The organism is Streptomyces sp. NPDC058758 (genome assembly GCF_042746075.1).
In the GTDB taxonomy this organism is placed as follows: Bacteria; Actinomycetota; Actinomycetes; order Streptomycetales; family Streptomycetaceae; genus Streptomyces.
Genome location: NZ_JBHYPS010000019.1, coordinates 82505 through 104708, shown reverse-complemented (window position 1 = coordinate 104708; position 22204 = coordinate 82505). Strand labels below are relative to the sequence as shown.

Below are 22204 nucleotides of genomic sequence, written 5' to 3'. Positions count from 1 at the left end.
ACGACCGGGGAGCCGCATGAAAAGCCACGGGGTCCGTCCCGCGCCCCCGCGCGCCGTCGTCCTCGACACCGACGGCGTGCTCATCGACTCCGCCGCCGTCCACGCCGCCGCCTGGAAGACCGCCTTCGACGGCTGCCTTCCCGAGTGGGCGGACGGGGCGGGAAACGGGGAACCGTTCGACGCGGACGCCGACTACCGCCGGTACGTCGACGGCCGGTCCAGGTACGAGGGAGCCGCCTCCTTCCTGGCGGCCCGGGGAATCCGCCTCCCGGCCGGGGCACCGGACGACCTGCCCGGCTGCGACACGGTCCGGGCCGTGGCCGCGCGCAAGGAGCAAGCCTTCCGCGACGCCCTGCGCGCCCGGCCCGTCACCGCCTTCCAGGACGCCTCGCGGGCCCTTGCGGCCTTGAGGTCCCTCGGCGTGCCCGCCGCGGCGGTCTCCGCCTCCCGCCACGCCCGCGCGCTGCTCGCGTCCGCCGGGACGGACCGGCTCCTCACCACCGTCGTGGACGGTGAGGACGCGGCCGGGCTGGGGCTCGCGGGCAAGCCGGACCCGGCGCTCTTCCTGCACGCGGCGCATGTCCTCGGTGTGCGGCCCCCGGACTGCGCGGTCGTCGAGGACGCCCTCGCCGGCGTCCTGGCCGGCCGCCGCGGACACTTCGGTCTCGTCGTCGGTGTCGACCGCACCCCGGACCGGCACACCACCGGCGCGCTGCGCGAACACGGCGCCCACCTCGTCGTCACCGATCTCATGGAGTGCGTGGAGGCGGTGTGGGGAGCGTGGCCGTGAGCTCGGGAAGGAGCGGCTGGACCTGGGAGTACGACGGGTACGCGCCGGAGCGGGAGCGGCTGGTGGAGGCCCTCTGCACCCTCGGGAACGGCCGGTTCGCCACCCGGGGCTCCGCGCCCGAGTGCGCCGCCGGCCCCGTGCACTATCCGGGCACCTACCTCGCGGGCTGCTACGACCGGCGCTCCTCGCCGGTCGACGGCCGCACGGTGGAGAACGAGGACCTCGTCAACCTCCCGAACTGGACGCTGCTGCGGTACCGCTGCCTGCCGGAGGGCGAAGCGGCCGGCCCGTGGCTCTCACCCGACTCCGGCGAGCTGCGCCACCATGCCGTCCGGCTCGACCTGCGGCGCGGGCTCCTCCACCGCGACCTCCTCTTCCGGGACGCCCACGGACGCGGACTGCGCGTGGGGCACACCCGAATCGTCCACATGGGAGACCCCGGGCTCGCCGTCCAGCGCACCACCTTCCACGCCTACGGCTGGAGCGGCGAGATCGAGGTCGAGTCCCTGCTCGACGGCGACGTCGCCAACACCGGCGTCGAGCGCTACCACCACCTGGAGAGCCGGCACCTGTCCGGCCACCGCACGGTCTTCGCGCCCGGCGGGGTCGCCGGGCTGTCCTGCCGCACGGACGACCCGGGCCGCCTGGTCGCCCTGGCCGTCCGCACGGACACGAGTCCCGAACGACCCGCCCGGACCACCTCCACCTCCACCGGCACCGCGCAGGCGTACCGCCTGCCGATCGCCAGGGGACGGCCGGCGTGGTGCGCCAAGACGCTGGCCCTGCGCACCTCGTCGGACCGTCCGCCGGGCGATCCACTCACCGTGGCCGTGGAGGCCGCCGCCCGTGCCCCGGACTTCCCCGCCCTGAGGGCCGCGCACGAAGCGGCCTGGCGGCGGCTCTGGGAAGAGGGCGAGCTGTACGTGCCCGGAGAAGCGGGCCGCATCCTGCGCCTGCACCTGTTCCACCTGCTGCAGACCCTCTCCCCGCACACCGCCGACCTCGACGTGGGCGTTCCGGCCCGGGGCCTGCACGGCGAGGCGTACCGGGGCCACGTCTTCTGGGACGAGCTCTTCGTCCTGCCCTACCTCGGCCTCCACTTCCCCGAGGTGGCCAGAGGGCTGCTGATGTACCGCCACCGACGCCTCCCGGCCGCCCGCGCGGCGGCCCGGCGCGCGGGCCTGCGCGGAGCCATGTACCCCTGGCAGAGCGGTGGTTCGGGAAACGAGGAGACCCAGGAGCTGCACCTCAATCCGCGGTCGGGCCGCTGGCTGCCCGACCGCTCACGGCTCCAGCGGCACGTCGGGTCGGCCGTCGCGTACAACGTCTGGAAGTACGCACGGGCCACCGGCGACCGCGGCTTCCTGCACGGCGAGGGCGCCGAGATCCTGCTGGAGGTCGCCCGGTTCTGGGCGACCTCCGCCGTCCTCGATCCCGCGCTGGAGCGTTACCGCATCCGCGGCGTGGTCGGTCCGGACGAGTACCACGACGCCTATCCCGGCGCGGAGGTTCCGGGCGTCGACGACAACGCCTACACGAACGTCACGGCCGCCTGGGTGCTCGCCCGCGGCCTCGACCTGCTGGGCGAACTGCCCCCCGCCCGGCGGGAGGAACTGTGCGGCCTCCTCGCTCTGGACGACGAGGACCTCGCCCGCTGGGACGACGTGTCCCGCCGTCTGCACGTGCCCTTCCACCGGGGCGTGATCAGCCAGTTCGAGGGTTTCGGGGAGCTGGCGGAGCTCGACTGGGAGGCGTACCGCGCCCGCTACGGCGACATCCGCCGCCTGGACCGGATCCTGGAGGCGGAGGGCGACACCGTCAACCGCTACCAGGCGTCGAAGCAGGCCGACGCCCTCATGCTCGGATACCTCTTCCGGTCCGACGAGCTGGCGACGCTGTTCGCGCGGCTCGGGCACCGGCTGGACGACGAGACCTGGCGGGCCACGGTGGACTACTACCTGCGCCGCACCAGCCACGGCTCGACCCTCAGCAGCCTCGTCCACGGCTGGGTGCTCGCCCGTCTGAAGGGCGCCGAAGCGTGGAGGTACTGCGAGGAGGCCCTGCTCTCCGACGTGGCGGACGTCCAGGGCGGCACCACGGGGGAGGGCATCCACCTCGGCGCGATGGCCGGCACGATCGACCTGGTCGAGCGCGGCATCACCGGCCTGGAGGCCGGTCCGGAGGGGCTGCGCGTGGATCCCGTAGCCCTCCGTGAGCTGCCCCGTTTCGCCTTCACGCTGGCCTGCGGGGGCCATCGGGGCGTCCGCCTGCGCATCCTCCCCGCCCGCCTGGGGATACGCGTCCCCGCCGGCCCGGGAGGCCCCTTCTCCCTCGTCCTGCCGGGAGAGCGGAGGTTCACCGTCCTTCCCGGGGAGGAGCGCTGGTTCAGGCTGTGAGCCGGTCCGCGTCGTGTCAGGCGAAGGAGAGGACGTCCGCGACCGCCCGTCGGGGCGTCGCCCGGCCGGACGGTCCGTAGCCCAGGCGGACGATCATGTGGACGTAACCGACGTTCGAGAGGGGGTCCCGGGCGTCGAAGCGGAGTTCAGGCCATTCCAGGGGTTGCGACATGAGGGAGGTGGCGAGCCCGTCGAGCGTGGCCTGGAGCAGGACGCGTTGCAGGGCCTGGCCGGCCATCAGCCACGACCGCGGTGTGTCCGCGACTGTTCCGAGCAGGGCGATCTGCGGTGTCCTCTCGAAGCGGGCCGACGGACGGGAGGGCGTGCGGCCGGGCGCGCCGAAATCCCGGACGGGCGCGGTCACGTCGTATTGCCGGGGTCCGAAGGCGTAGGCGGGGACGCCGTCGGCGTCGGTCCCTTCGTCGTCCGCTCCTGTACGCGTCCAGGCCGCGATCTCGGCGCGTACGGCGTCGTCGGCGGCCTCGAACAGCTCGGAGGCGTGGACGAGGTCCATGACGGCGTCGGTGTGCCAGTCGCCGGGGACGATCAGGCGACAGCCCTCCAGCCGGGCGGCGGCGCAGAGGCCGTCGAGCAGTTCGACAGGGATCGGCTCCTCGGCGAACGGGAAGCGGCTGGTGTGCCGTCGCGCCAGGGCGGGATGGAGCACGCCCAGGTCGCCGGCGGTCTCCGCAGGGCCCTCGAACCGCACGTCGGCGAGGTGCCAGGGATCCTCGGCTGCGGGCAGCAGACGGACGGCGGGACGAAGGGTCCGGTGCTCGGCGGCCACCCGCAGACCGAACAGGGCGGCGCCGCAGCCGATGTGAAGGGCCCGGTGGACGGGGTCCTGGCGGGGCATGCCGCGGGCCGGGTCGCCGTGGAGCTCGAGAACACCGGACGCCTCCCGGTGCACGAACCGCCATGGCTGGGCGTTGTGCATCGACGGCGCCAGGACGGCTTCCTCCACCAGCGAGGTGACGAGGGGACGAGGGAGAAGGGCGGTGGGGGACACGGTACGTCCTGTCTGTGCGGGGCGGTCATCACGAGAAGTCGTAGGCCGACCGTGTGGGCGGGCCCTCGACGCGGGGTTCGTCGTCACGTGCGGACAGCCGGTCCACGACGGCGACCACGCCTTCCACGCGTTCGGCGAGACGCTGGAGCACCACGGCCTCGCTCCGCAGCCGGACCCGTCCGTCGAGGGTCACCACGCCGTCCAGGACGTGCACGTCGACCGCGTCGGCCGGCAGGTCCAGGGCGTCCGCGAGAACCTCCTCGCGGACGCGCCGCCTGATCTCGGGGTCCGGGCGGAGGAAGACGCGGAGCAGGTCGCGGCGGGTGACGATGCCCACCAGCCGCTCCTCCTCGTCGACCACGGGAAGGCGTTCGACCCCGCGGCGCACCATGAGGCGGGCGGCGTCCGCCGCCGCCTCCTCGGCGTGCACCGTGACGGCCGGAGCGCTCATCACGTCCCGTGCGGTCAGGGCCCTGCGGGCCAGGAGGTCGCTCTCGGAGACCACGCCGACGACGTGGTCGTCGGCGTCCACGACGGGCAGCCCGCTGATGTCGTGCTCGGCGAGGAGCTTCGCCACGTCCCGGAACGACGTGTCGGGGACGGCGGAGACGACGTCGTCGGTCATCACGCCGCCGACCTTGAGGCGCTTCATCGCGGTCCCTCCCGTTCGAACAGACGGCAGGCGGGTCTTCACGCCACCACCGTCCACCGCGCCACCACGCGTCGGCGAGGGGCCGAACGGTCCACCTACGGGCCCGACCGGGCCCCTGCCGGTGCCGCGTCGCCGTCGCGTGGGACCTTTGGCCCCACCTCTGCCCCCAGCGGCCCTCCGGTGCTCCGGTGCGGGGTGCGAGGGTCGAAGGGCAGTCCTCACGCACCCGGCAAGGAGGAGTCATGGCCGCAGCCCCGCGACTCCGGCACTCCGGAAGTGTCGTCGCCGGTGTCGACGGATCCGAAGAGGCGATGTCCGCTGCCCTGTGGGCCGCTGGAGAAGCGTTTCTGCGGGGATCGGTCCTCTTCCTCGTCCACGCGACGGACACGGACGCCCTCGTCCGGTACCTCTTCCAGGAACAGATCGACGAGAGCCGCAGGACCGGGCGCGAGGTCCTCGACCGTACGGCCGAGACCGTCTCCGCGCACCACCCGGGGGTGACCGTCGTCAAGGAGCTGAGCGACCGGCCGCCCTCCGAGGCGCTGCGGCACGCCGCCGCCCTGAGCGGCACGGTCGTCGTCGGCCACCGGGGCCGCGGCGGGTTCGCCTCGCTGCTCCTCGGCTCGGTCGGCCTGCGGACCGCGGCGACCGCGATCACACCGGTGGTCGTCGTCCGGGGACACGCCGGGACAGAGCACCCGGGCGTCGTCCTGGCGGGGATACGGGACGACCACGACCTCGGCTGTGCGCGAGCGGCCGCACACGAGGCCCTGCTGCGACGGCAGCCGCTCCGACTTCTGCACGTGTGGCGGACGGCCTGGGCACGGAGCGAGCGGACGGCACCGCGCGACCGCCCCTGCCCCCGGGCCGCCGACCACGTGCGCGTGCAGTTCCGGACCACCGGACTCCTGCGTGAGGAGTTCCCCGGTCTGAAGATCGAGACCGAGGGCGTGAAGAGCCCCGGCGTGCCCGGAGCCCTCGTCGAGGCGAGCCGGGACGCCGCCGTCCTGGTCGTCGGCGGACGCCGTGGTCCCGGATACCTGGGGCCGACCCTGGGCCGGACCACGCTCGCCCTGCTGCAACACGCCCACTGCCCGGTGGAACTCGTCCCCCGGCACGGACCCGGACACGGGAGCACCTCATGAGCACCACCCCGGAACACCGCGAGATCGTCGTCGGCGTCGACCCCGTGCGCGAAGGGGGCCTCGCCCTGGCCTGGGCCGCCGACGAGGCCCACCGGCGAGGGCTCGCCCTCCGCCTGGTCGTCGCCGTACCGCCCCCGCACGACACCCAGCACGTCGACGACACGCCCCGCCACCAGGCAGGGACCCAGCGCGGCAGGGACGCCCTGCGCGCCGCGGCCGACCGGGTCAGGGCCAGACAGCCGGACGTGCACGTCGGCTCCGCGCTCGTCGACGGCTTCCCGGCGGCCGTGATGGCGGGCATGGCACAGCGCGCCTCCATGACCGTCCTCGGCTCCCGGCACCTGAGCCGCACCGAGGAGTTCCTCAGCGCCGGCTCCCTCGTCGTCCCGGTCACCGCCCAGGCCCGCTGCCCGGTCGTCGTGGTCGGCGACGCCGAGCACATCACCCAGGACCCGCCCCACCTCGTCGTCGGCGTCGACGGCAGCGAATCGTCCCGGGCGGCCCTCGCCTTCGCCTTCGAGGAGGCCGACCTCAGACACTGCGCCCTGCGCGCCGTCGCGGTCTGGCAGCCCCCCGTCTTCACCCTCCACACCGGGGACACCCTCTTCCACGCCGAACGCAGGCTCCTCTCGGAGACCACCGCCGGCTGGGCCGAGAAGCACCCCGACGTCCGCCTCACCCACGAGGTGCTCATCGGCTCGCCCGTCGAACTGCTCGCCGGCGCCGCCGAGCACGCCCTGGCCGTCGTCGTCGGCCGCCGTGGCCGCGGCGGCTACACCGGCATGCGCGTCGGCTCCGTCGTCCACGGCCTCCTGCACCGGGCCCACTGCCCCGTGATCACCGTCCCCTCGGGGTGAGCGCGCGCCATGACGACGCCGGCCGGAGCCGAAGCGGTCCCGACCTCCCCGGCGACAGGACTCACCCCGGCGGAGGCGGCCCGACGGCTCGCCGCCGACGGGCCCAACGAGGTGGCCGCCCGCCGGTCCGTACGGCTGTACAGCCGGGTCCTCGCCCAGCTCCGGGATCCGCTGATCATGGTGCTCCTGGGCGCCGTCGCGCTGACCCTGGCGATCGGGGACCACCCGGACGCGATCGTCATCGGCCTGGTCGTCCTCGTGAACACCACGGTCGGCGTGGTCCAGGAGGTCCGGGCGGACGACGCCGTCGCCGCCCTGTCGGCGCTCAGCGCCCCGCACGCGCGCGTGCGGCGGGACGGAACGGTCCGCGACGTGGCGGCCGCGGAGGTCGTCGTCGGCGACGTCCTGGTCCTCGGCGAGGGCGACATCGTCGCTGCGGACGCCCTGCTCGTCGAGGCGTCCGCTCTGCTCCTGGACGAGTCCATGCTCACCGGGGAATCCGTGCCGGTGGACAAGGACGTGGAGGACGCCCTGAGCGCGGGAACCGTCGTCGTACGCGGCCGGGGCGTGGCCACCGTCACCGCGACGGGCCCGAGGAGCGCCCTCGGCCGCATCGCCGCCCTGCTCGACGACCAGCACGAGGCGACACCCCTGCAACGCCGCCTCGCCGCCCTCGGCAGGATCCTCGCCGCGGTGACGCTCGCCCTGTGCGTGCTGGTCTTCGCCCTCGGCCTCGTACGCGGCCTGCCGCCCGGCACCATGGCGGTCACCGCCATCAGCCTGGCCGTGGCCGCCGTACCCGAGTCGCTCCCCGCCGTCGTCACCCTCGCCCTCGCCCTCGGCGCCCGCCGCATGGCCGCCCGCCACGCGCTGGTGAGACGACTGCCGGCCGTGGAGACCCTCGGCTCGGTGTCCGTCCTCGCCACCGACAAGACCGGCACCCTCACGGAGGGGCGCATGGCCGTCCAGCGGGTCTGGACGCCCGGGATGTGCGTCGAGCTCACGGGCGTCGGCTACGAACCGGCGGGGGAGGCCCTGGTCGCCGGGAGACCCGCCGCCCCGAACGAGCTCGCGCCGGTGCGGGAGCTGCTGAGGGCGGCCGTCCTCTGCAACGACGCCACGCTGCGCCCGCCCGACGCCACGGATCCCCGAAGCCGCTGGACCGCCGTGGGCGACCCTATGGAAGCGGCTCTCCTGGCGGCGGCGGCCAAGGCGGGGTGCCCCCCGGAGCCGGAAACGAGAGCAGACCTCCCCCGGATCGGCGAAGCCCCCTTCGACAGCCTCCGCAAGCGCATGACCACCCTGCACGAGGTGGCCCCTGGGCGGGTCCTCGTCTGTCTCAAGGGAGCGCCCGAAGCGGTCCTCACCCCGGAGGTGCTGAGCGCGGAGCCGCACACCGTCGCACGAGCCGGGAAGGCGGCCGCCGACCTCGCGGGGGAGGGATACCGGGTGCTCGCCGTGGCGTCGGGCGTGCGCGGCGGCGTGCCGGAGCCGGTCGCCGCGGCCGAGTCGGGGCTGAAGCTCCTCGGCCTCGTGGCGCTGAGCGACCCGCCGAAGCCCCACGCGGCCCGGACGCTCGCCTCCTGCCGCGCGGCCGGCATCACCCCCGTGCTCATCACGGGCGACCACCCGGCGACGGCCCGCGCCGTCGCGGACGGCGTCGGTCTCACCGAGGGGACCGGCGGCCCCACGCTCCACGTCGTGACCGGGGAGGACGTCGCGGCCGACCGGGTCCCCGACCTCACGTCCGTCCGCGTCTTCGCCCGCACCGACCCCCAGCAGAAGCTCGACATCGTCGCCGCCTGGCGGGCGAGGGGCGCGGTGACGGCCATGACCGGCGACGGCGTCAACGACGGTCCCGCCCTGCGCCGGGCCGACATCGGCGTGGCCATGGGCGCCCGCGGCACCGAGGTCGCGCGCCAGGCCGCCGACCTCGTCCTGACGGACGACGAACTCACGACGGTCGTGTCGGCCGTCGAGGAGGGCCGGCGCGTCTACGACAACATCCGCCGCTTCCTCGTCTACGGGATGGCGGGCGGGGCCGCGGAGATCCTCGTGATGCTCGCCGGCCCCCTCCTCGGGCTGCCCCTGCCGCTGCGAGCGGGGCAGATCCTCTGGATCAACCTCCTCACCCACGGCCTCACCGGGGTCGCCATGGGCGCCGAACCGGCGGCGCCCGGGACGATGCGACGACCGCCGCGCCCTCCTGACCAGCACATCCTCGGCGGTGGCGCCTGGCAGAGGCTACTGGTCCTCGCTGCCGTCGTCACGGCGGCGTCCCTCGGCGCGGGGCTGGTCGCGCGGACGTGGGGCCTCGAGTGGCAGAGCGTCCTCTTCCTCGCCCTGCTCGCCGCCCAGCTCGGAGTGGTCCTCGGACTGCGAGCCCGGCTGTTCGTCCGGGAGAACCTGTTCCTCCCCCTCTCGGTCATCGCCTCCGCGCTCCTGGCCCTGGCGGCGCTGTACGCGCCCTTCCTCCGTACCGCCCTCGACACGGACCCCCTCGGAGGAGCGGGACTCGCTCTGGCGGCGGCGTGCGCGCCGACCGGATTCCTCGCGGCGCGGGCCGTCCGCACCGCGTTCCGGCAGGCGGCTCCGACAGGAACGGACAGGCCATCCGGACTACCGTGAGAGCGGGCGCCGGGGACGCGGTGTGCCCCGGACGGACCGGAGGTGGCGATGGGCCGGGAAGGCGCCGGACCGGCGAACACCAGGCTGCCGCGCCTGCGCCTCGACGAGCTGCTGGACGAGCTCCAGGCGCGCATCGACGAGGCGCGCGGCACCAGGGACCGCCTCGACGGCCTTTTGGAAGCGGTCATGTCGGTGGGCCGGGAACTCGACCTGCCCTCGGTGCTGAGGGGCATCGTGGAGGCCGCGGTGTCCCTGGTCGACGCCGAGTACGGTGCGCTGGGCGTCATCGGCGAGGACCGGCGGCTCTCCGAGTTCCTCCCCATCGGCATCGACGACGACCTGCGCGAACGGATCGGCGCCCTCCCGTCCGGACACGGCATCCTCGGCGAACTCATCCGGAACCCCGAGCCCCTGCGCCTGACCGAGCTGTCCGAGCACCCCGCCTCGTACGGTTTCCCGGCCCATCACCCGCCCATGCACTCCTTCCTGGGCGTACCCGTCCGGGTCCGCGACGAGGTCTTCGGCAACCTCTACCTCACCGAGAAGCGCGGGGGAGCGGACTTCGACGCGGAGGACGAGTCGGTCGTGACGACCCTCGCCGTCGCCGCCGGCATCGCCATCGAGAACGCCCGGCTCTACGAGGAGGGCAGGCGCCGGCAGCGCTGGCTCGCCGCGAGTTCCGACTTCACCCGTGCCCTGCTGTCCGGCACGGGGGAGACCGAGGTCCTCGACGGAATGCTGGAGCAGGCCGTGGACATCGCCGACGCCGACATGGGCGTCTTCTACCTCGTCGGCCCCGGGGGCGAACTCCGTGGCTCGCTGGCCCGCGGCGACGGCGCCGACACCCACCGAGGGGTCGTCCTGTCCAGCAGCGAGGGCACCCTGGCGGCCGCGGCCCTCGCCGCGACCGACGGGCTGATCACCCTGGGGGACGTCTCCAGCGACGCGCGCGTCACGGTCCAGCCCGAACGCTGGCGGGGCTTCGGCCCGGCGGTCGCGGTCACGGTCGGCACCAAGGAACGCCTCAGCGGCGTCCTGATCCTCGCCCGGCACAGCGGGCGCACGCAGTTCACGGGAGCGGAGACCGCGGCCCTCCCCGGCTTCGCGGGCCAGGCGGCCCTCGCCCTCGAACTGGCCGACCGCCGCCGCGACGCCGAACAGGTCACCCTTCTGGAGGAGCGCGACCGCATCGCCCGCGACCTGCACGACCTGGCGATCCAGCGCCTCTTCGCCACCGGCATCACCCTCCAGAGCGCCCGGCGCTTCATCGAGCATCCGGAGGCGGTGGACCGGCTGACCAGGTCGATCGACGACCTCGACGCCACCATCAAGATCATCCGTTCGACCATCTTCGGGCTCAGGGAACACGACGCCCCAGGCACCGCCCCGAAACTCAGAAGCCGTGTCGTCACCGCGGTCGATTCGGCCGCGTCCACGCTCGGTTTCGCTCCCGCGCTCCGCATGGAGGGGCTCCTGGACACGGACGTGCCCGCCGACATCGCCGACGACGTGGTCGCGGTGATCGGCGAAGCCCTCACCAACGTCGCCCGTCACGCCCAGGCCCACAGGACAGAGGTCGCCGTCGTCGCCGACGACGGGACCCTGGAGGTGACGGTGGGCGACGACGGCATCGGTCTGACACCGGACCGGGCCGACAGGGGGCTCCGCAACCTCGCGGAACGGGCCGAGCGCCTCGGCGGCTCCCTCACCGTCCACTCCCCGCCGGGACCCGGCGGAGGAACCCGCCTCACCTGGCGCATCCCCCTCCCTCCGGACGACGGACAAGAGGACTAACCGCTCTCCGCCCCGCGCTCGTGGGCCTGCGCGGCGATCACGGCCGCCTGCACCCGCCGCTCCACACCCAGCTTGCCGAGCAGCCGCGAGATGTGGTTCTTCACCGTCTTCTCCGACAGGTAGAGCCGCTTGGCGATCTGCCGGTTGGTGAGCCCCTCCCCGATCAGCTCCAGCACGGACCGCTCACGCTCGGACAGTGCCGCGAGCCGCTCGTCCTCGGGCGGCTGCGCCGCTTCCGGATCCCGCAGCGAACGCATCAGGCGAGCCGTGGTGGCCGGGTCGAGCATCGACTGCCCCGTCGCCACGGTGCGTACCGCCGACACGAGGTCCGACCCCTTGATCTGCTTGAGGACGTACCCCGACGCCCCGGCCATGATCGCGTCGAGCAGGGCGTCCTCGTCGTCGAACGAGGTCAGCATCAGGCACGCCAGCTCCGGCATCCGCGACCGCAGCTCCCGGCACACGGCGATCCCGTCGCCGTCGGGGAGCCGTACGTCGAGGACGGCCACGTCCGGGCGCAGCGCGGGCCCCCGGGCCAGGGCCTGGTCGGCCGTGGACGCCTCCCCGACGACCCGCATGTCGGGCTCGTCGTCGATCAGGTCCCGCAGCCCTCGGCGGACGACCTCGTGATCGTCCACGAGGAAGACCCGCGTGGGTCCCTCCGCTACCGGAAGCTCGGTCATGGCGACCCCTGTGCTCGGTGGATGTTCACCCGCTCCCTAAGGATTGTCCGTCACGAAGCGCCTTCATGGGCACCCAGCTCCATCCGGACGTCGACGACCCCCTCCACGGCACGGACGGCGCGCGCCAGCAGCGGCACCAGGGAGCGGTCGGAGAGGACGCCACTCAGCGTGGCGACCCCCTTCGTCACGGTCACGTCCAGGCCGGTGAGCGCCGGCCCGTCGAGAACCGACCGCCGGATCTCCGACGCCATCTCGCCGTCCTCCCGCAGGAACACCTTGAGCAGGTCGCTCCGGCTGACCACTCCCTCCAGCATCCCTATGCCGTTCACCACCGGCAGCCGCTTCACCTTCCGGCGGGCCATGATCCGCGCCGCCTCGGCCAGGGAGGCGTCGGCGTGAACCGTCACCGCCGGACTCGACATGAGGTCCCCCGCCCGCACGGCCCCGGCCTTCGCTTCCTCCTCCGCCTCCCCCGACAGCGGATCCGCGCCCCGGAACGCCTCCTTCGGCAGCAGGTCCGCCTCCGAGACCACCCCCACCACCCGCCCCTCTCCCTCCAGGACGGGCAGGGCGCTCACCTTCCATTCGTCCATCAGAGCCACGATCTCCTTGTAGGGAGCGTCACGGCCGATCGCCACGGCGGTGTGGGTCATCACGTCGCTGACGATGAGAGGCGCAGGGCCTGCGGAGTCCATGATTCCTCCTCGACGATGCCCCTTCCCAGGTTCGCGCGGACCTGGACGGGAAGGGAGGGCCGAACGGTCCCCTACTGGTTCTCCCCTCCAGTAGGCCGTCCCGGGCCGTTGGGGACGCACGTCGGCGGAGGCCGGTCCTGCGTCCCCCGCGCAGTGCCGGAAGGATCCCCGGCCTGCCGGTGCGGCCCGGGTTCATCGGCTGCGGAACGTCGGCCCTTCGCCTCTGGGTGTGCGGCCAGCGCAGGTATCCGGAGCCCAGGAAGATCGGAGGTGGCGAGAGTCTGTCCTGAGCCCCGCCGCCGACATGTGACTTAACCGGATCCGTCCTTCTCTAGACAACGTTGTCATCACTAGGCAGAGTAGTGGCTCGCAGTTCTGACGGTTCTGGAGAGGTGGGGCGGACGATGTACGGAGCGCTGGACATCGGCGGTACGAAGATCGCCGGGGCGCTGGTCGACGCCGAGGGGCGCGTGGTGGTGAGGGCGCAGCGGCCGACGCCCGCGCGCGGGTCCGCCGAGGCGCTGATGGCCGCGGTGACCTCGGTGGTGGACGAGCTGGCCGCCCGGCCCGAGTGGGCGTCGCTGTCCTGCCTGGGGATCGGGAGCGCCGGGCCCGTGGACACCTTCGCGGGCACGGTGAGTCCGGTGAACATTCCGGCCTGGCGTTCCTTCCCCCTGGTGGGGCGGGTGCGGAGCCATCCCGCCGTCCCCCGCGGTGTTGAGCCGGTGCTGGTCGGCGACGCCGTTGCGATGGCGGCGGCGGAGCACTGGATCGGTGCAGCCAAGGGCGCGGCGAACGCCCTGTGCATGGTCGTCTCGACCGGGGTCGGCGGCGGCCTGGTCCTGGGGGGCTCCGTCCACGCGGGGACGACGGGGAACGCCGGCCACATCGGGCACATCACCGTGGACCAGAACGGCCCGGTGTGCCCGTGCGGCGCCCGCGGGTGCGTCGAGCGCTACGCCAGCGGCACGGCGATCGCGGCCCACGCCCTGGAAGCGGGCTGGACGCCCCCGGCGGGCCTTCCCGCCACCGCCCGCGAGGTCGCGGCCTCGGCCCGCGCGGGCGACTTGAGGGCGCTCGCCGCCTTCGACCGGGCCGGCCGCGCCCTGGCCGCCGGCATCGCGGCGACGGCCGCGCTCGTCGAGCTCGACCTGGTCGTCGTGGGCGGCGGCGTCTCCCAGGCCGGCGAGGTGCTGTTCGGGCCGCTGCGCCACCACCTGAAGTCCTGCGCCGTCCTCGATTTCACCCGTGACGTCCCGGTCGTGCCCGCCGCGCTGGCCCTCGACGCCGGACTGATCGGCGCGGCCGCTGCCGGCGTCGCGGCCGCTGGGCTGTCCCGTGCTGGCGCGACCGGCCTGACGGCCACCTGACGCCCGGCTTCCGCCGGACATGAGCGGGACCGCCATGTCCGGCGGAAGAGCACCGACAGCTTCCGCGACGCGTGGCGCCCTGCCCCGGCCCCACCCGTACAGCACTCCAGGAAATGGTCATGGATCTCCTCCACAACACCGTCCAGCCCTACGACTGGGGCTCCCGCACCCTGCTGCCGGAGCTCATGGGGGTGCCACCCACCGGGGCTCCCCAGGCCGAGCTCTGGATGGGTGCCCATCCGGCGGCGCCCTCCAGAGTGCTCCGGGACGGCGTCCCGGTCCCGCTGGACCGGGTCCTCGCCGGGGACCCGGAGGGCGAGCTCGGGGCGGGCGCCGTGCGCAGGTTCGGGCCCCGGCTGCCGTTCCTGCTCAAGCTGCTGGCCGCCGACGCGCCGCTCTCCGTCCAGGTGCACCCGGACCTCGCCCAGGCCCAGGCCGGCTTCGCCCGGGAGAACGCGCTCGGGATCCCCTTGGACGCCCCGCACCGCAACTACCGCGACGACCAGCACAAGCCCGAGATGATCGTCGCCCTCACGCCGTTCCGGGGGCTGTGCGGTTTCCGGAGCCCGGCGGACGCCGCCGACCTGCTCGACTCCCTGCGTGTGCCCGCGCTGCGGCCCTACATCGAGACCCTGCGAGTTCTTCCCGAGCGCCAGGCGCTCGCGGAGGTGTTTCGAGCCTTCCTCCGGCCGCAGGCGGGCCTGCTCGACGCCGTGGCCCAAGGGCTGGCGGCTCGGGCGGGACAAGCCTTCACCATTGCGTACGACCGCATTGCGCGCGCTCACCCGGGAGACCCTGGACTGCTGTCCGCTCTGATGCTCAGGTACGTCGAACTGAGCCCTGGCGAGGCGCTGTTTCTCGGAGCAGGAGTTCCGCACGCGTACCTCTCCGGACTCGGAGTGGAGATCATGGCGAGCTCCGACAACGTCCTGCGGTGCGGACTGACCTCGAAGCACATCGACGTGGAGGAACTGACCAGGGTCGTCCGTTTTGACGCACCTCCGGCCCGGGTCCTGGTCCCTCGGGAGGAGGGAGACGAGGAGACGTATCCGGCGCCTGTGGACGATTTCCGCTTGTCGCGGTACCGCCTGCGCGCCGGGGAGCCACGGCGGCGTGCGGCGCTGGACGCCCCGCAGATCCTTCTCTGCACCGATGGGACCACGACCGTTTCCTCGGCGGGGAAGCGCCTCGGTATGGGGCCCGGCCAGGCCGTGTACGTGCCTGCGGGTGCCGAGGCCGGCCTGGAAGGCGCGGGTACGGTCTTCCGCGCCACGACAGGCACAGCCGAACGTCTCGGGTGAATCCGGGGCGCCAATAAAACCCCACTAAACTTAACCGGTTATGTTTCATCTCTTGTTATCGGTCATCACGGCCTCTAGCCTCAACTCGTCCGCCAGGATTCGGCAGGAGAAATCGCTGACCAACGAAAGCGACGCCCTGAACCGCACCTGCGGTTAACCCCACTGCCCGGAACCGAGCCGCAGCACCATCCGGGCAGTGGGGGGACGGACGGCGGCGGCCTGCCCACCACTTGTGGGCCCGCCCGGGGCGACCGGCCCCGATCGGCCGCGATCTCACTCCATGTCATGCACCGCCGCGCCTGATCTTCCCCTGAGGGCGCGGTCCGAGTGGGGAGCACCACATGAACAGGACACGGGTCCTCTCGGCAGTGACGCTGCTCGCCCTCGCCGCCACGGTCACCTCGGTCCCCGTCACCGCCCGGGCCGCCGAGAGGTCCGACGGCTTCCGCGTCGTGGACGGACGACTCGTCGACGCCACCGGCAAGGACTTCGTCCTGCGCGGTGTCAACCACGCCCACACCTGGTACCCCGACCGCACCGGGCGGTCCCTCGCCGACATCAAGGCGCTCGGTGCCAACTCGGTCCGCGTGGCCCTCTCCACCGGCGCCCGCTGGACGAAGAACGACGCCGCCGACGTCGCGGCCGTCGTCTCCCAGCGCAAGGCCAACCGACTGGTCTGCGTCCTGGAGGCCCACGACACCACCGGATACGGCGAGCAGGGCGGTGCGGCCTCCCTGGCCGAGGCCGTCGACTACTGGCTGGAGGTGGCGGGCGCCCTCAAGGGGCAGGAGAAGTACGTCATCGTCAACCTCGGCAACGAGCCCCACGGCAAAGCGGGTTACGCCGCCTGGACGCAGGACACCAAGGACGCCATCGGCCGGCTGCGCGCGGCCGGATTCGACCACACCCTGATGGCCGACGCACCCAACTGGGGTCAGGACTGGTCGAACACCATGCGCGAGAACGCGCCTGCGGTCTTCGCCTCCGACCCCGACCACAACACCGTCTTCTCCCTCCACATGTACGGCGTGTACGACACCGCCGCCGAGGTCGAGGAGTACCTCGGCAGTTTCGTGGACCGCGGTCTGCCCGTCGTGGTCGGCGAGTTCGGGTTCGACCACTCGGACGGCAACCCCGACGAGGACGCCATCATGGCCACCGCCCGCCGGCTGGACCTCGGCTACCTCGGCTGGTCCTGGAGCGGCAATGGCGGAGGCGTCGAATACCTCGACCTCGCCACCGGTTTCGACGCCGACCAGCTCACCGGGTGGGGCGAGCGCCTCTTCCACGGTCCCGACGGCATCCGTCAGACCTCCCAGGAGGCCGGCGTGTACCGGCGCGGCTGCTCGATCGCGTACCGCGTCGACGACTGGGGCACCGGCTTCAACGCCGACATCACCGTCCGCAACACCGGCGAACAGCCCCTCAAGGGCTGGAAGCTCGACTTCGCCCTCCCGGAGGGCGCCACGGTGAACTCCGCCTGGAACGCCGCGGTCACCCAGGACGGCCGCCAGGTCCGCGCCACCAGCGAGTCCTGGACCGCGTCCGTCCCGGTCGGCGGGGCCGTGAGCTTCGGCGTCAACGTCACGGGCCCCGGCGCCGTGCCCGCCTCCTTCAGCCTCGACGGCGTCCCCTGCGCCAAGGGCTGACCCCCGTACCGCACCCGCCGCATCGGGTGCGGGAGGAGCGGGTTCCGTGGGCACGTCCCTGCCCCGGAGCCCGCTCCTCGTCTGTTTCCGCCCTTCCCGCCGAGCCGACGAAAGGCGTCGAGGGGCTGCCCCTGGAAAGGCAGCCCCTCGACTGGAAAGGCAGCCCCTCGACGCGATGTCCCGGCCTACATACGCCGTGGCGGCCCCGTCGATCCGCGAGGCGTCAAGGACGGAGTGGGCACCTGGTGGGCGCCCGTATGGGTCCCCTCGATGACCCCGAACAGGGTCCGGGCGACCTGTTCGCCGAAGTGGTGCACGTCGTGGCTCATCGCGGACAGCGGCGGGTGGGTCAGCCGGCACAACTGTGAGTCGTCCCAGGCCAGCAGGGAGAGATCATCGGGGACCGAGAGCCCCATCTCCGAGGCGACCGCGGCCCCGGCGACGGCCATGATGTCGTTGTCGTACACGATGGCCGTCGGCCGGTCCGGGGCCGTCAGCAGACTGCGCGTGGCTCGCGCCCCCTCTTCCCCGACGAAGCCGGTCGCCACCTGTCGGCCCCCGTCCAGACGCAGTTCGGCCATGGTCGCCTCGAAGGCGGCGGCGCGGATGCCGCTGTGGCCGAGGCCGGCGGGGCCGCCGACGCGGGCGATCCGCCGGTGCCCGAGCGCCGCCAGGTACCGCACCGCCTCCGCCGCCGCCAAGGCGTCGTCAGTCCACACCGACGGGAAGCCGCCGGTCAGGACCGGGTGCCCGACGGCGACGGCGGGCATGCCCAGCGCCCGCAGGGGGGCGATGCGCGGATCGTCCTGGTGGAAGTCGACCAGGATCGCCCCGCTGACCGTCCGGCTGCGCCACCACTCCTGGTAGAGGGCGGTCTCCTCGTTCAGGTCGCGCACCAGTCGGAGCAGGAGGGAGCAGGAGCGCTCGGCGAGGACGTCCTCGATGCCGGAGATGAACTCCATGTAGAAGGGTTCGAGGCCGAGGAGCCGGGCGGGACGGCAGATCGCCAGGCCGACGATGCCCGCCCGCCGGCCGGAGAGGTTGCGCGCGGTCTGGTTCGGGCTCCAGCCGAGCTCCCGCGCCGCTGCGAAGATGCGCTCCCGGGTCGTCGGGGACACTCCCGGCCGGTTGTTGAACGCGATGGAGACGGCACCTTTGGAGACCCCGGCCAGCGCGGCGACGTCGTTGATCGTGACGCGCCGGCCGGGGATGCGAGGGGCTGGGGCGCTCACGCCGCTCCCACGCTGAAAAGGGCCGCCCGTACGGCGTCGGGGTCGTCGCCCGCCCAGCCGCGCACCGCGATCCGGACTTCCTCGCCCGGCAGCAGGGTCACGAGGCCGTGGTCGACGCTCGCCGCCGGGGCGAGGCGGTCCGCCTGGAGCAGGAGGTCCCGTACGAGGGTGCGGGCGGTGACCGTCACGACCGAGTCGCCGTCCCCGGCCGGCTCGACCAGGACGTCGTACCCGGGCGCCGGGTAGGCGAACTCCTTCTCGTACACGGGGAGGTGAACCGCGCGCAGACCGTCCGCGTCGGCGACCAGCAGTTCCTTGCCGGAGTCGGCCGCCGGCAGGAGGGACACCGGGATGACCACCCGTACCACCGTCCGGGCCGCGGCCTCCAGGTCGAGGGCGGTCTCCTTCAGCACGGTGCCGTCGGCGGCGACGCGGCGCAGGGTGACGGTGGCGCGCCAGGTGGTGCCGGACTGGTTGTCGAGGGCGAGGACCGGTCCGCCGTCGGCGGGGACCAGGCTGAGGAGGCGGTCGGCGTAGACGCGGCGCAGCTCGTGGTAGAGCGGCTTGAGGTGCCCGTCGCCGTCGATGGCGGCCCAGCTGCTCACCGGCCAGCAGTCGTTGAGCTGCCACACGACCGTTCCCGCGCAGACCGGCCAGTGGGAGCGCCAGTGCTCGATGCCGGCGGCGACGGCGCGGGCCTGGACGACCTGGGCGAGGTAGTGCCAGCGGTCGAAGTCGCCGTCGGGGAGGCCGAAGTGGCGCTCGATGCCGCGGTTCAGCTTGCCGTTGCCGTCCTCGGCCTTCTGGTGGTGCAGCATCCCGGGGGAGTCGGGAGCCAGGTCCTCGCCGGGCAGGGCGCGCCGCAGGGTGCTGATCGCGGGCGGGGCCTGCCAGCCGAACTCGGCGCAGAAGCGGGGCACGTCGGCGCGGTACTCGGCGTAGTCCTGCCGGTTCCAGACCTCCCACGAGTGGTGGGTGCCGTGGCGGGGGTCGTTGGGGTGGTGGTCCCAGGATCCGGACCAGGGGCTGCCGGCGGTGTAGGGGCGCGTCGGGTCGAGCTCGGCGACGATTCGGGGCAGGATCCCGAGGTAGTAGCCCTCGCCCCAGGAGTCGCCGGCGAGCGGTTCCTCCCAGTCCCAGTCGCGGAAGCCCCACAGGTTCTCGTTGTTGCCGTTCCACAGCACGAGGCTCGCGTGGGACATCAGTCGGACAACGTTGTCGCGCGCCTCGGCCTCCACCTCTCCCCGCAGCGGCTGCTCCTCGGGGTAGGCGGCGCAGGCGAAGAGGAAGTCCTGCCAGACCATCAGGCCCAGTTCGTCGCAGACGTCGTAGAACGCGTCGTCCTCGTAGATGCCGCCGCCCCAGATCCGCACGAGGTCGATGTTGGCCTCGGCGGCCTGGACGAGGCGCGTGCGGTAGCGCTCGGGCGTGACCCGGGACGGCAGAACGTCGTCAGGGATCCAGTTGACGCCGCGGGCGAAGATCCGCACGCCGTTGACGACGAAGGTGAAGCCGGTGCCGTGCTCGTCCGCCGAACGGTCGACGGTCACCGTACGGAAGCCGATCCGCCGCGACCACGAGTCGAGCGGCGCCCCGTCCTCGTCCAGGAGCTCCACGTCGAGCCCGTACAGCGGCTGGGAGCCGTACCCCCGGGGCCACCACAACTCCGGCTCGGGCACCTCCAGTCGGAGCATGGTGTCCGCCCCCTCGAAGGAGGTCTCGGCGACCGACCCGGCGACCGTGGCCCGCAGGGTGAGCGGACGGCCCGTCCCGCTTTCGGTGCGCGCGGTCTCGACCCGCAGTTCGACGCGGCCGGTGGTGCCGTCCACGGTGACCAGCGGGCGGACCTCTGCGAGCCGCGCGGTCGACCAGTGCTCGATCCTCACGGGCCGCCACATGCCGGCGGTCACCACGGTAGGGCCCCAGTCCCACCCGAAGGAGCAAGCCATCTTGCGGATGTACTGGAACGGCTCGGGGTAGACGTTGGGCCGGTCGCCGGTGAGCGCGCGGACCCGCTCGGCCTCGTCGTAAGCCGAGTCGAAGCGCACCTCCAGGCGGCCGCTCCGCCCCGTGACGTCGAAGCGGTGGACGCGGTGCATGTTCCGGGCCGAGCCGAGGGACGCGCCGTCGATCAGGACCTCGGCGGCGGTGTCGAGGCCCTCGAAGACCAGCTCGCTGCGTTCGTGCCCGCCGTCGTGAGCGGTGAGGTCCGTCTCGTACGACCACGACCGGTGCCCCACCCAGGCGATGTCGGTCTCGTGGAGCCCGAGGAACGGGTCCGGTATCACATCGGCGGCGAGCAGATCGGTGTGGACGCAACCGGGCACCTGCGCCGGGAGCGCCGCGTCCTCGTGGCGCAGGGTCCACCCCTCGTGCAGCTGGGTGAGGTCCTTCATGATGTGCGGCTCCAATCGCCTGGCAGTGGGCGGGATGCGTGTACGGGCCGACAAGTTAGCCGTACATTTACTTAACTGTCCATGAACCGGTGAAGCGCAGCCTGTACGTCGCGCAGCCGATCGGGCACGTGACTTCACCGGCCCTTGACATTCGGTCGACCCGGGTAACGATTAGGCATCACGCTGGAAATCGGTACTTTACCGGTTCACGCCTGGCTGACATAGTGCCGTCATCCCACCGATGACCTGAGCCGTGACTTTGAAGGAGTTGGGCCATGGGGAACAAGAAGACGACCGCGTTCTCGGGCGCCGTGCTGGCTGCCGTGATGCTGGCACTGTCGGCGTGCGGCGGCGGGGGCGGCGGTGCCACCGGCGAGGTGGCCGCTCCTCCGTCGGACCCGAAGGAGGTCTCCGGCGAGATCAAGGTCCTGACCCAGCGGACGGACCTGGTGCAGAACGGGGCGCTGCAGAAGTACGCGGCCGAGTTCAACAAGGTCTACCCGAACGTCAAGGTCAAGTTCGATGGCATCACCGACTACGAGGGCGAGGTGAAGATCCGCATGAACACCAACAACTACGGTGACGTGCTCTTCATCCCCGGAGCGGTGGCCAAGAACGACTACCCGAAGTTCTTCGCCCCCCTCGGCACGACCGAAGAGCTGTCGAAGTACCGCTTCAGCGACAAGACCGAGGTGGACGGCAAGGTCTACGGCATCGCCCAGTTCGGCACCGCCAACGGCTTCGTCTACAACAAGAAGCTCTGGAAGCAGGCCGGCGTCACCACCTGGCCGAAGACCACGGACGAGTTCCTGGCCGGCCTGAAGGCGATCAAGGACAAGACCGGCGCCACCCCGTACTACACCAACTTCAAGGACGGCTGGCCGCTGGTCCAGTGGACCAACAACCTCGGCGTCGTCGGCTGCGACGCCCAGGCGAGCAACGCCCTCGCGGGCCCGGTCTCCCCCTGGAAGGCCGGCGGCGAACTGAACACCATCGACGGCCTCCTCTTCGACATCGCCAAGGAGGGCCTGTCGGAGAAGGACCCGACCACCACCAACTGGGAGATCTCCAAGGCGCTCCTCGGCGAGGGCAAGATCGCCACGATGATGCTGGGCTCCTGGTCGATCACGCAGATGCAGGACGCCGCGAAGAAGGCCGGCGGCTCGCCGGACGACATCGGCTTCATGCCCTTCCCGGTCCAGAAGGACGGCAAGCACTGCGCGGCCCTGGTCTCCGACTACCAGCAGGCCGTCAGTGTCCACTCCCACAACAAGCCCGCGGCGCGTGCCTGGGTGGACTGGTTCACCGAGAAGTCCGGCTTTGCGGAGAAGGAGGGAGTCGTGTCCGCGGTCAAGTCCGCCGCGATGCCCGCCACGCTCAAGGACTTCGTTGACAACGATGTCAGGTTCTTCGACCGGTCCGAGGCGAAGACCGCGGCCGTCAACGACATCGACGAGGCGGCCGAGATCGGCCTCAACAAGCAGGACTACCGCCAGAAGCTGATCGACACGGCCCGCGGGGCCGCGAAGGGCAGCATCGAGGACTTCTTCGCCGACCTGAACAAGAGGTGGGACGAGGCGGCGAAGACCGTCGGTAGCTGATACCGG

At 72.7% G+C, this 22204-nt stretch carries 16 protein-coding genes; 10 read left to right on the top strand and 6 right to left on the bottom strand.

All coding sequences use genetic code 11. The features are described 5' to 3' along the window. The first annotated feature begins 16 nt into the window (after positions 1–16). Together ACFW6A_RS22385 and ACFW6A_RS22380 are read left to right on the top strand one after the other, a co-directional pair. Positions 17–790 carry an HAD family hydrolase gene (locus ACFW6A_RS22385; RefSeq protein ID WP_386642267.1) on the top strand — a complete coding sequence of 258 codons (774 nt, stop codon included), beginning with the start codon at positions 17–19 and terminating at the stop codon, positions 788–790. Then, positions 787–3186, top strand: coding sequence for a glycoside hydrolase family 65 protein (locus ACFW6A_RS22380; protein WP_386642263.1), 2400 nt, complete (start codon positions 787–789; stop codon positions 3184–3186). The genes ACFW6A_RS22385 and ACFW6A_RS22380 overlap by 4 nt, the downstream gene beginning before the upstream one ends. Positions 3187–3202: 16 nt before the next feature. Here the strand turns inward: ACFW6A_RS22380 and ACFW6A_RS22375 are convergent, their stop codons facing one another. Both ACFW6A_RS22375 and ACFW6A_RS22370 read right to left on the bottom strand, forming a co-directional pair. Continuing rightward, positions 3203–4195 (bottom strand): Acg family FMN-binding oxidoreductase, encoded by a 993-nt coding sequence (locus ACFW6A_RS22375; RefSeq protein ID WP_351846417.1) that lies wholly within the window; start codon positions 4193–4195, stop codon positions 3203–3205. A 28-nt stretch (positions 4196–4223) separates the two neighbouring features. Beyond that, entirely contained in the window at positions 4224–4847 is a 624-nt protein-coding gene (locus ACFW6A_RS22370; RefSeq protein ID WP_386642260.1) for a CBS domain-containing protein, read from the bottom strand. Positions 4848–5089: 242 nt separating this feature from the next. Here ACFW6A_RS22370 and ACFW6A_RS22365 point away from each other — a divergent pair, with 242 nt between their 5' ends. From ACFW6A_RS22365 to ACFW6A_RS22350, 4 genes are read left to right on the top strand one after another with little or no spacing between them, the layout of a single operon-like run. Further along, positions 5090–5992, top strand: a complete 903-nt coding sequence (locus ACFW6A_RS22365) for a universal stress protein (RefSeq protein ID WP_386642257.1) — start codon at positions 5090–5092, stop codon at positions 5990–5992. After that, positions 5989–6849 (top strand): universal stress protein, encoded by an 861-nt coding sequence (locus ACFW6A_RS22360; RefSeq protein WP_386642254.1) that lies wholly within the window; start codon positions 5989–5991, stop codon positions 6847–6849. The genes ACFW6A_RS22365 and ACFW6A_RS22360 overlap by 4 nt, the downstream gene beginning before the upstream one ends. Before the next feature lie 9 nt (positions 6850–6858). Further along, positions 6859–9477 carry a cation-translocating P-type ATPase gene (locus ACFW6A_RS22355; protein WP_386484464.1) on the top strand — a complete coding sequence of 873 codons (2619 nt, stop codon included), beginning with the start codon at positions 6859–6861 and terminating at the stop codon, positions 9475–9477. A 48-nt stretch (positions 9478–9525) separates the two neighbouring features. Next, positions 9526–11271 (top strand): GAF domain-containing protein, encoded by a 1746-nt coding sequence (locus tag ACFW6A_RS22350; protein ID WP_351846430.1) that lies wholly within the window; start codon positions 9526–9528, stop codon positions 11269–11271. On the opposite strand, the gene ACFW6A_RS22345 is transcribed toward ACFW6A_RS22350, so the two are convergent. Continuing rightward, positions 11268–11954, bottom strand: a complete 687-nt coding sequence (locus tag ACFW6A_RS22345; protein WP_351846433.1) for a response regulator transcription factor — start codon at positions 11952–11954, stop codon at positions 11268–11270. The genes ACFW6A_RS22350 and ACFW6A_RS22345 overlap by 4 nt on opposite strands. A gap of 50 nt (positions 11955–12004) precedes the next feature. Then, positions 12005–12649, bottom strand: coding sequence for a CBS domain-containing protein (locus tag ACFW6A_RS22340; RefSeq protein ID WP_351846434.1), 645 nt, complete (start codon positions 12647–12649; stop codon positions 12005–12007). A 404-nt stretch (positions 12650–13053) separates the two neighbouring features. Here ACFW6A_RS22340 and ACFW6A_RS22335 point away from each other — a divergent pair, with 404 nt between their 5' ends. The 3 genes from ACFW6A_RS22335 (at position 13054) to ACFW6A_RS22325 (ending at position 16969) form a co-directional block, all read left to right on the top strand. Further along, positions 13054–14019: an ROK family protein gene (locus tag ACFW6A_RS22335; RefSeq protein ID WP_386642250.1), complete on the top strand. Its 966-nt coding sequence runs from the start codon at positions 13054–13056 to the stop codon at positions 14017–14019. 119 nt (positions 14020–14138) lie between these two features. Continuing rightward, positions 14139–15320 carry a mannose-6-phosphate isomerase, class I gene (gene manA, locus ACFW6A_RS22330; protein WP_351846439.1) on the top strand — a complete coding sequence of 394 codons (1182 nt, stop codon included), beginning with the start codon at positions 14139–14141 and terminating at the stop codon, positions 15318–15320. A gap of 341 nt (positions 15321–15661) precedes the next feature. Then, on the top strand, positions 15662–16969 hold the full coding sequence (locus ACFW6A_RS22325) for a cellulase family glycosylhydrolase (protein WP_351846441.1): 1308 nt from the start codon (positions 15662–15664) through the stop codon (positions 16967–16969). A 185-nt stretch (positions 16970–17154) separates the two neighbouring features. Here ACFW6A_RS22325 and ACFW6A_RS22320 read toward each other — a convergent pair whose 3' ends face one another. Further along, complete coding sequence (locus ACFW6A_RS22320; RefSeq protein ID WP_351846444.1) at positions 17155–18201, bottom strand: LacI family DNA-binding transcriptional regulator; 1047 nt, start codon at positions 18199–18201, stop codon at positions 17155–17157. After that, positions 18198–20597, bottom strand: coding sequence for a glycoside hydrolase family 2 protein (locus ACFW6A_RS22315; RefSeq protein ID WP_386642245.1), 2400 nt, complete (start codon positions 20595–20597; stop codon positions 18198–18200). Before ACFW6A_RS22315 ends, ACFW6A_RS22320 begins: the two co-directional genes overlap by 4 nt. A 275-nt stretch (positions 20598–20872) precedes the next feature. Between ACFW6A_RS22315 and ACFW6A_RS22310 the strand changes: the two genes are divergently transcribed. Continuing rightward, positions 20873–22198: an ABC transporter substrate-binding protein gene (locus tag ACFW6A_RS22310; RefSeq protein WP_351846450.1), complete on the top strand. Its 1326-nt coding sequence runs from the start codon at positions 20873–20875 to the stop codon at positions 22196–22198. Positions 22199–22204: the final 6 nt, after the last annotated feature.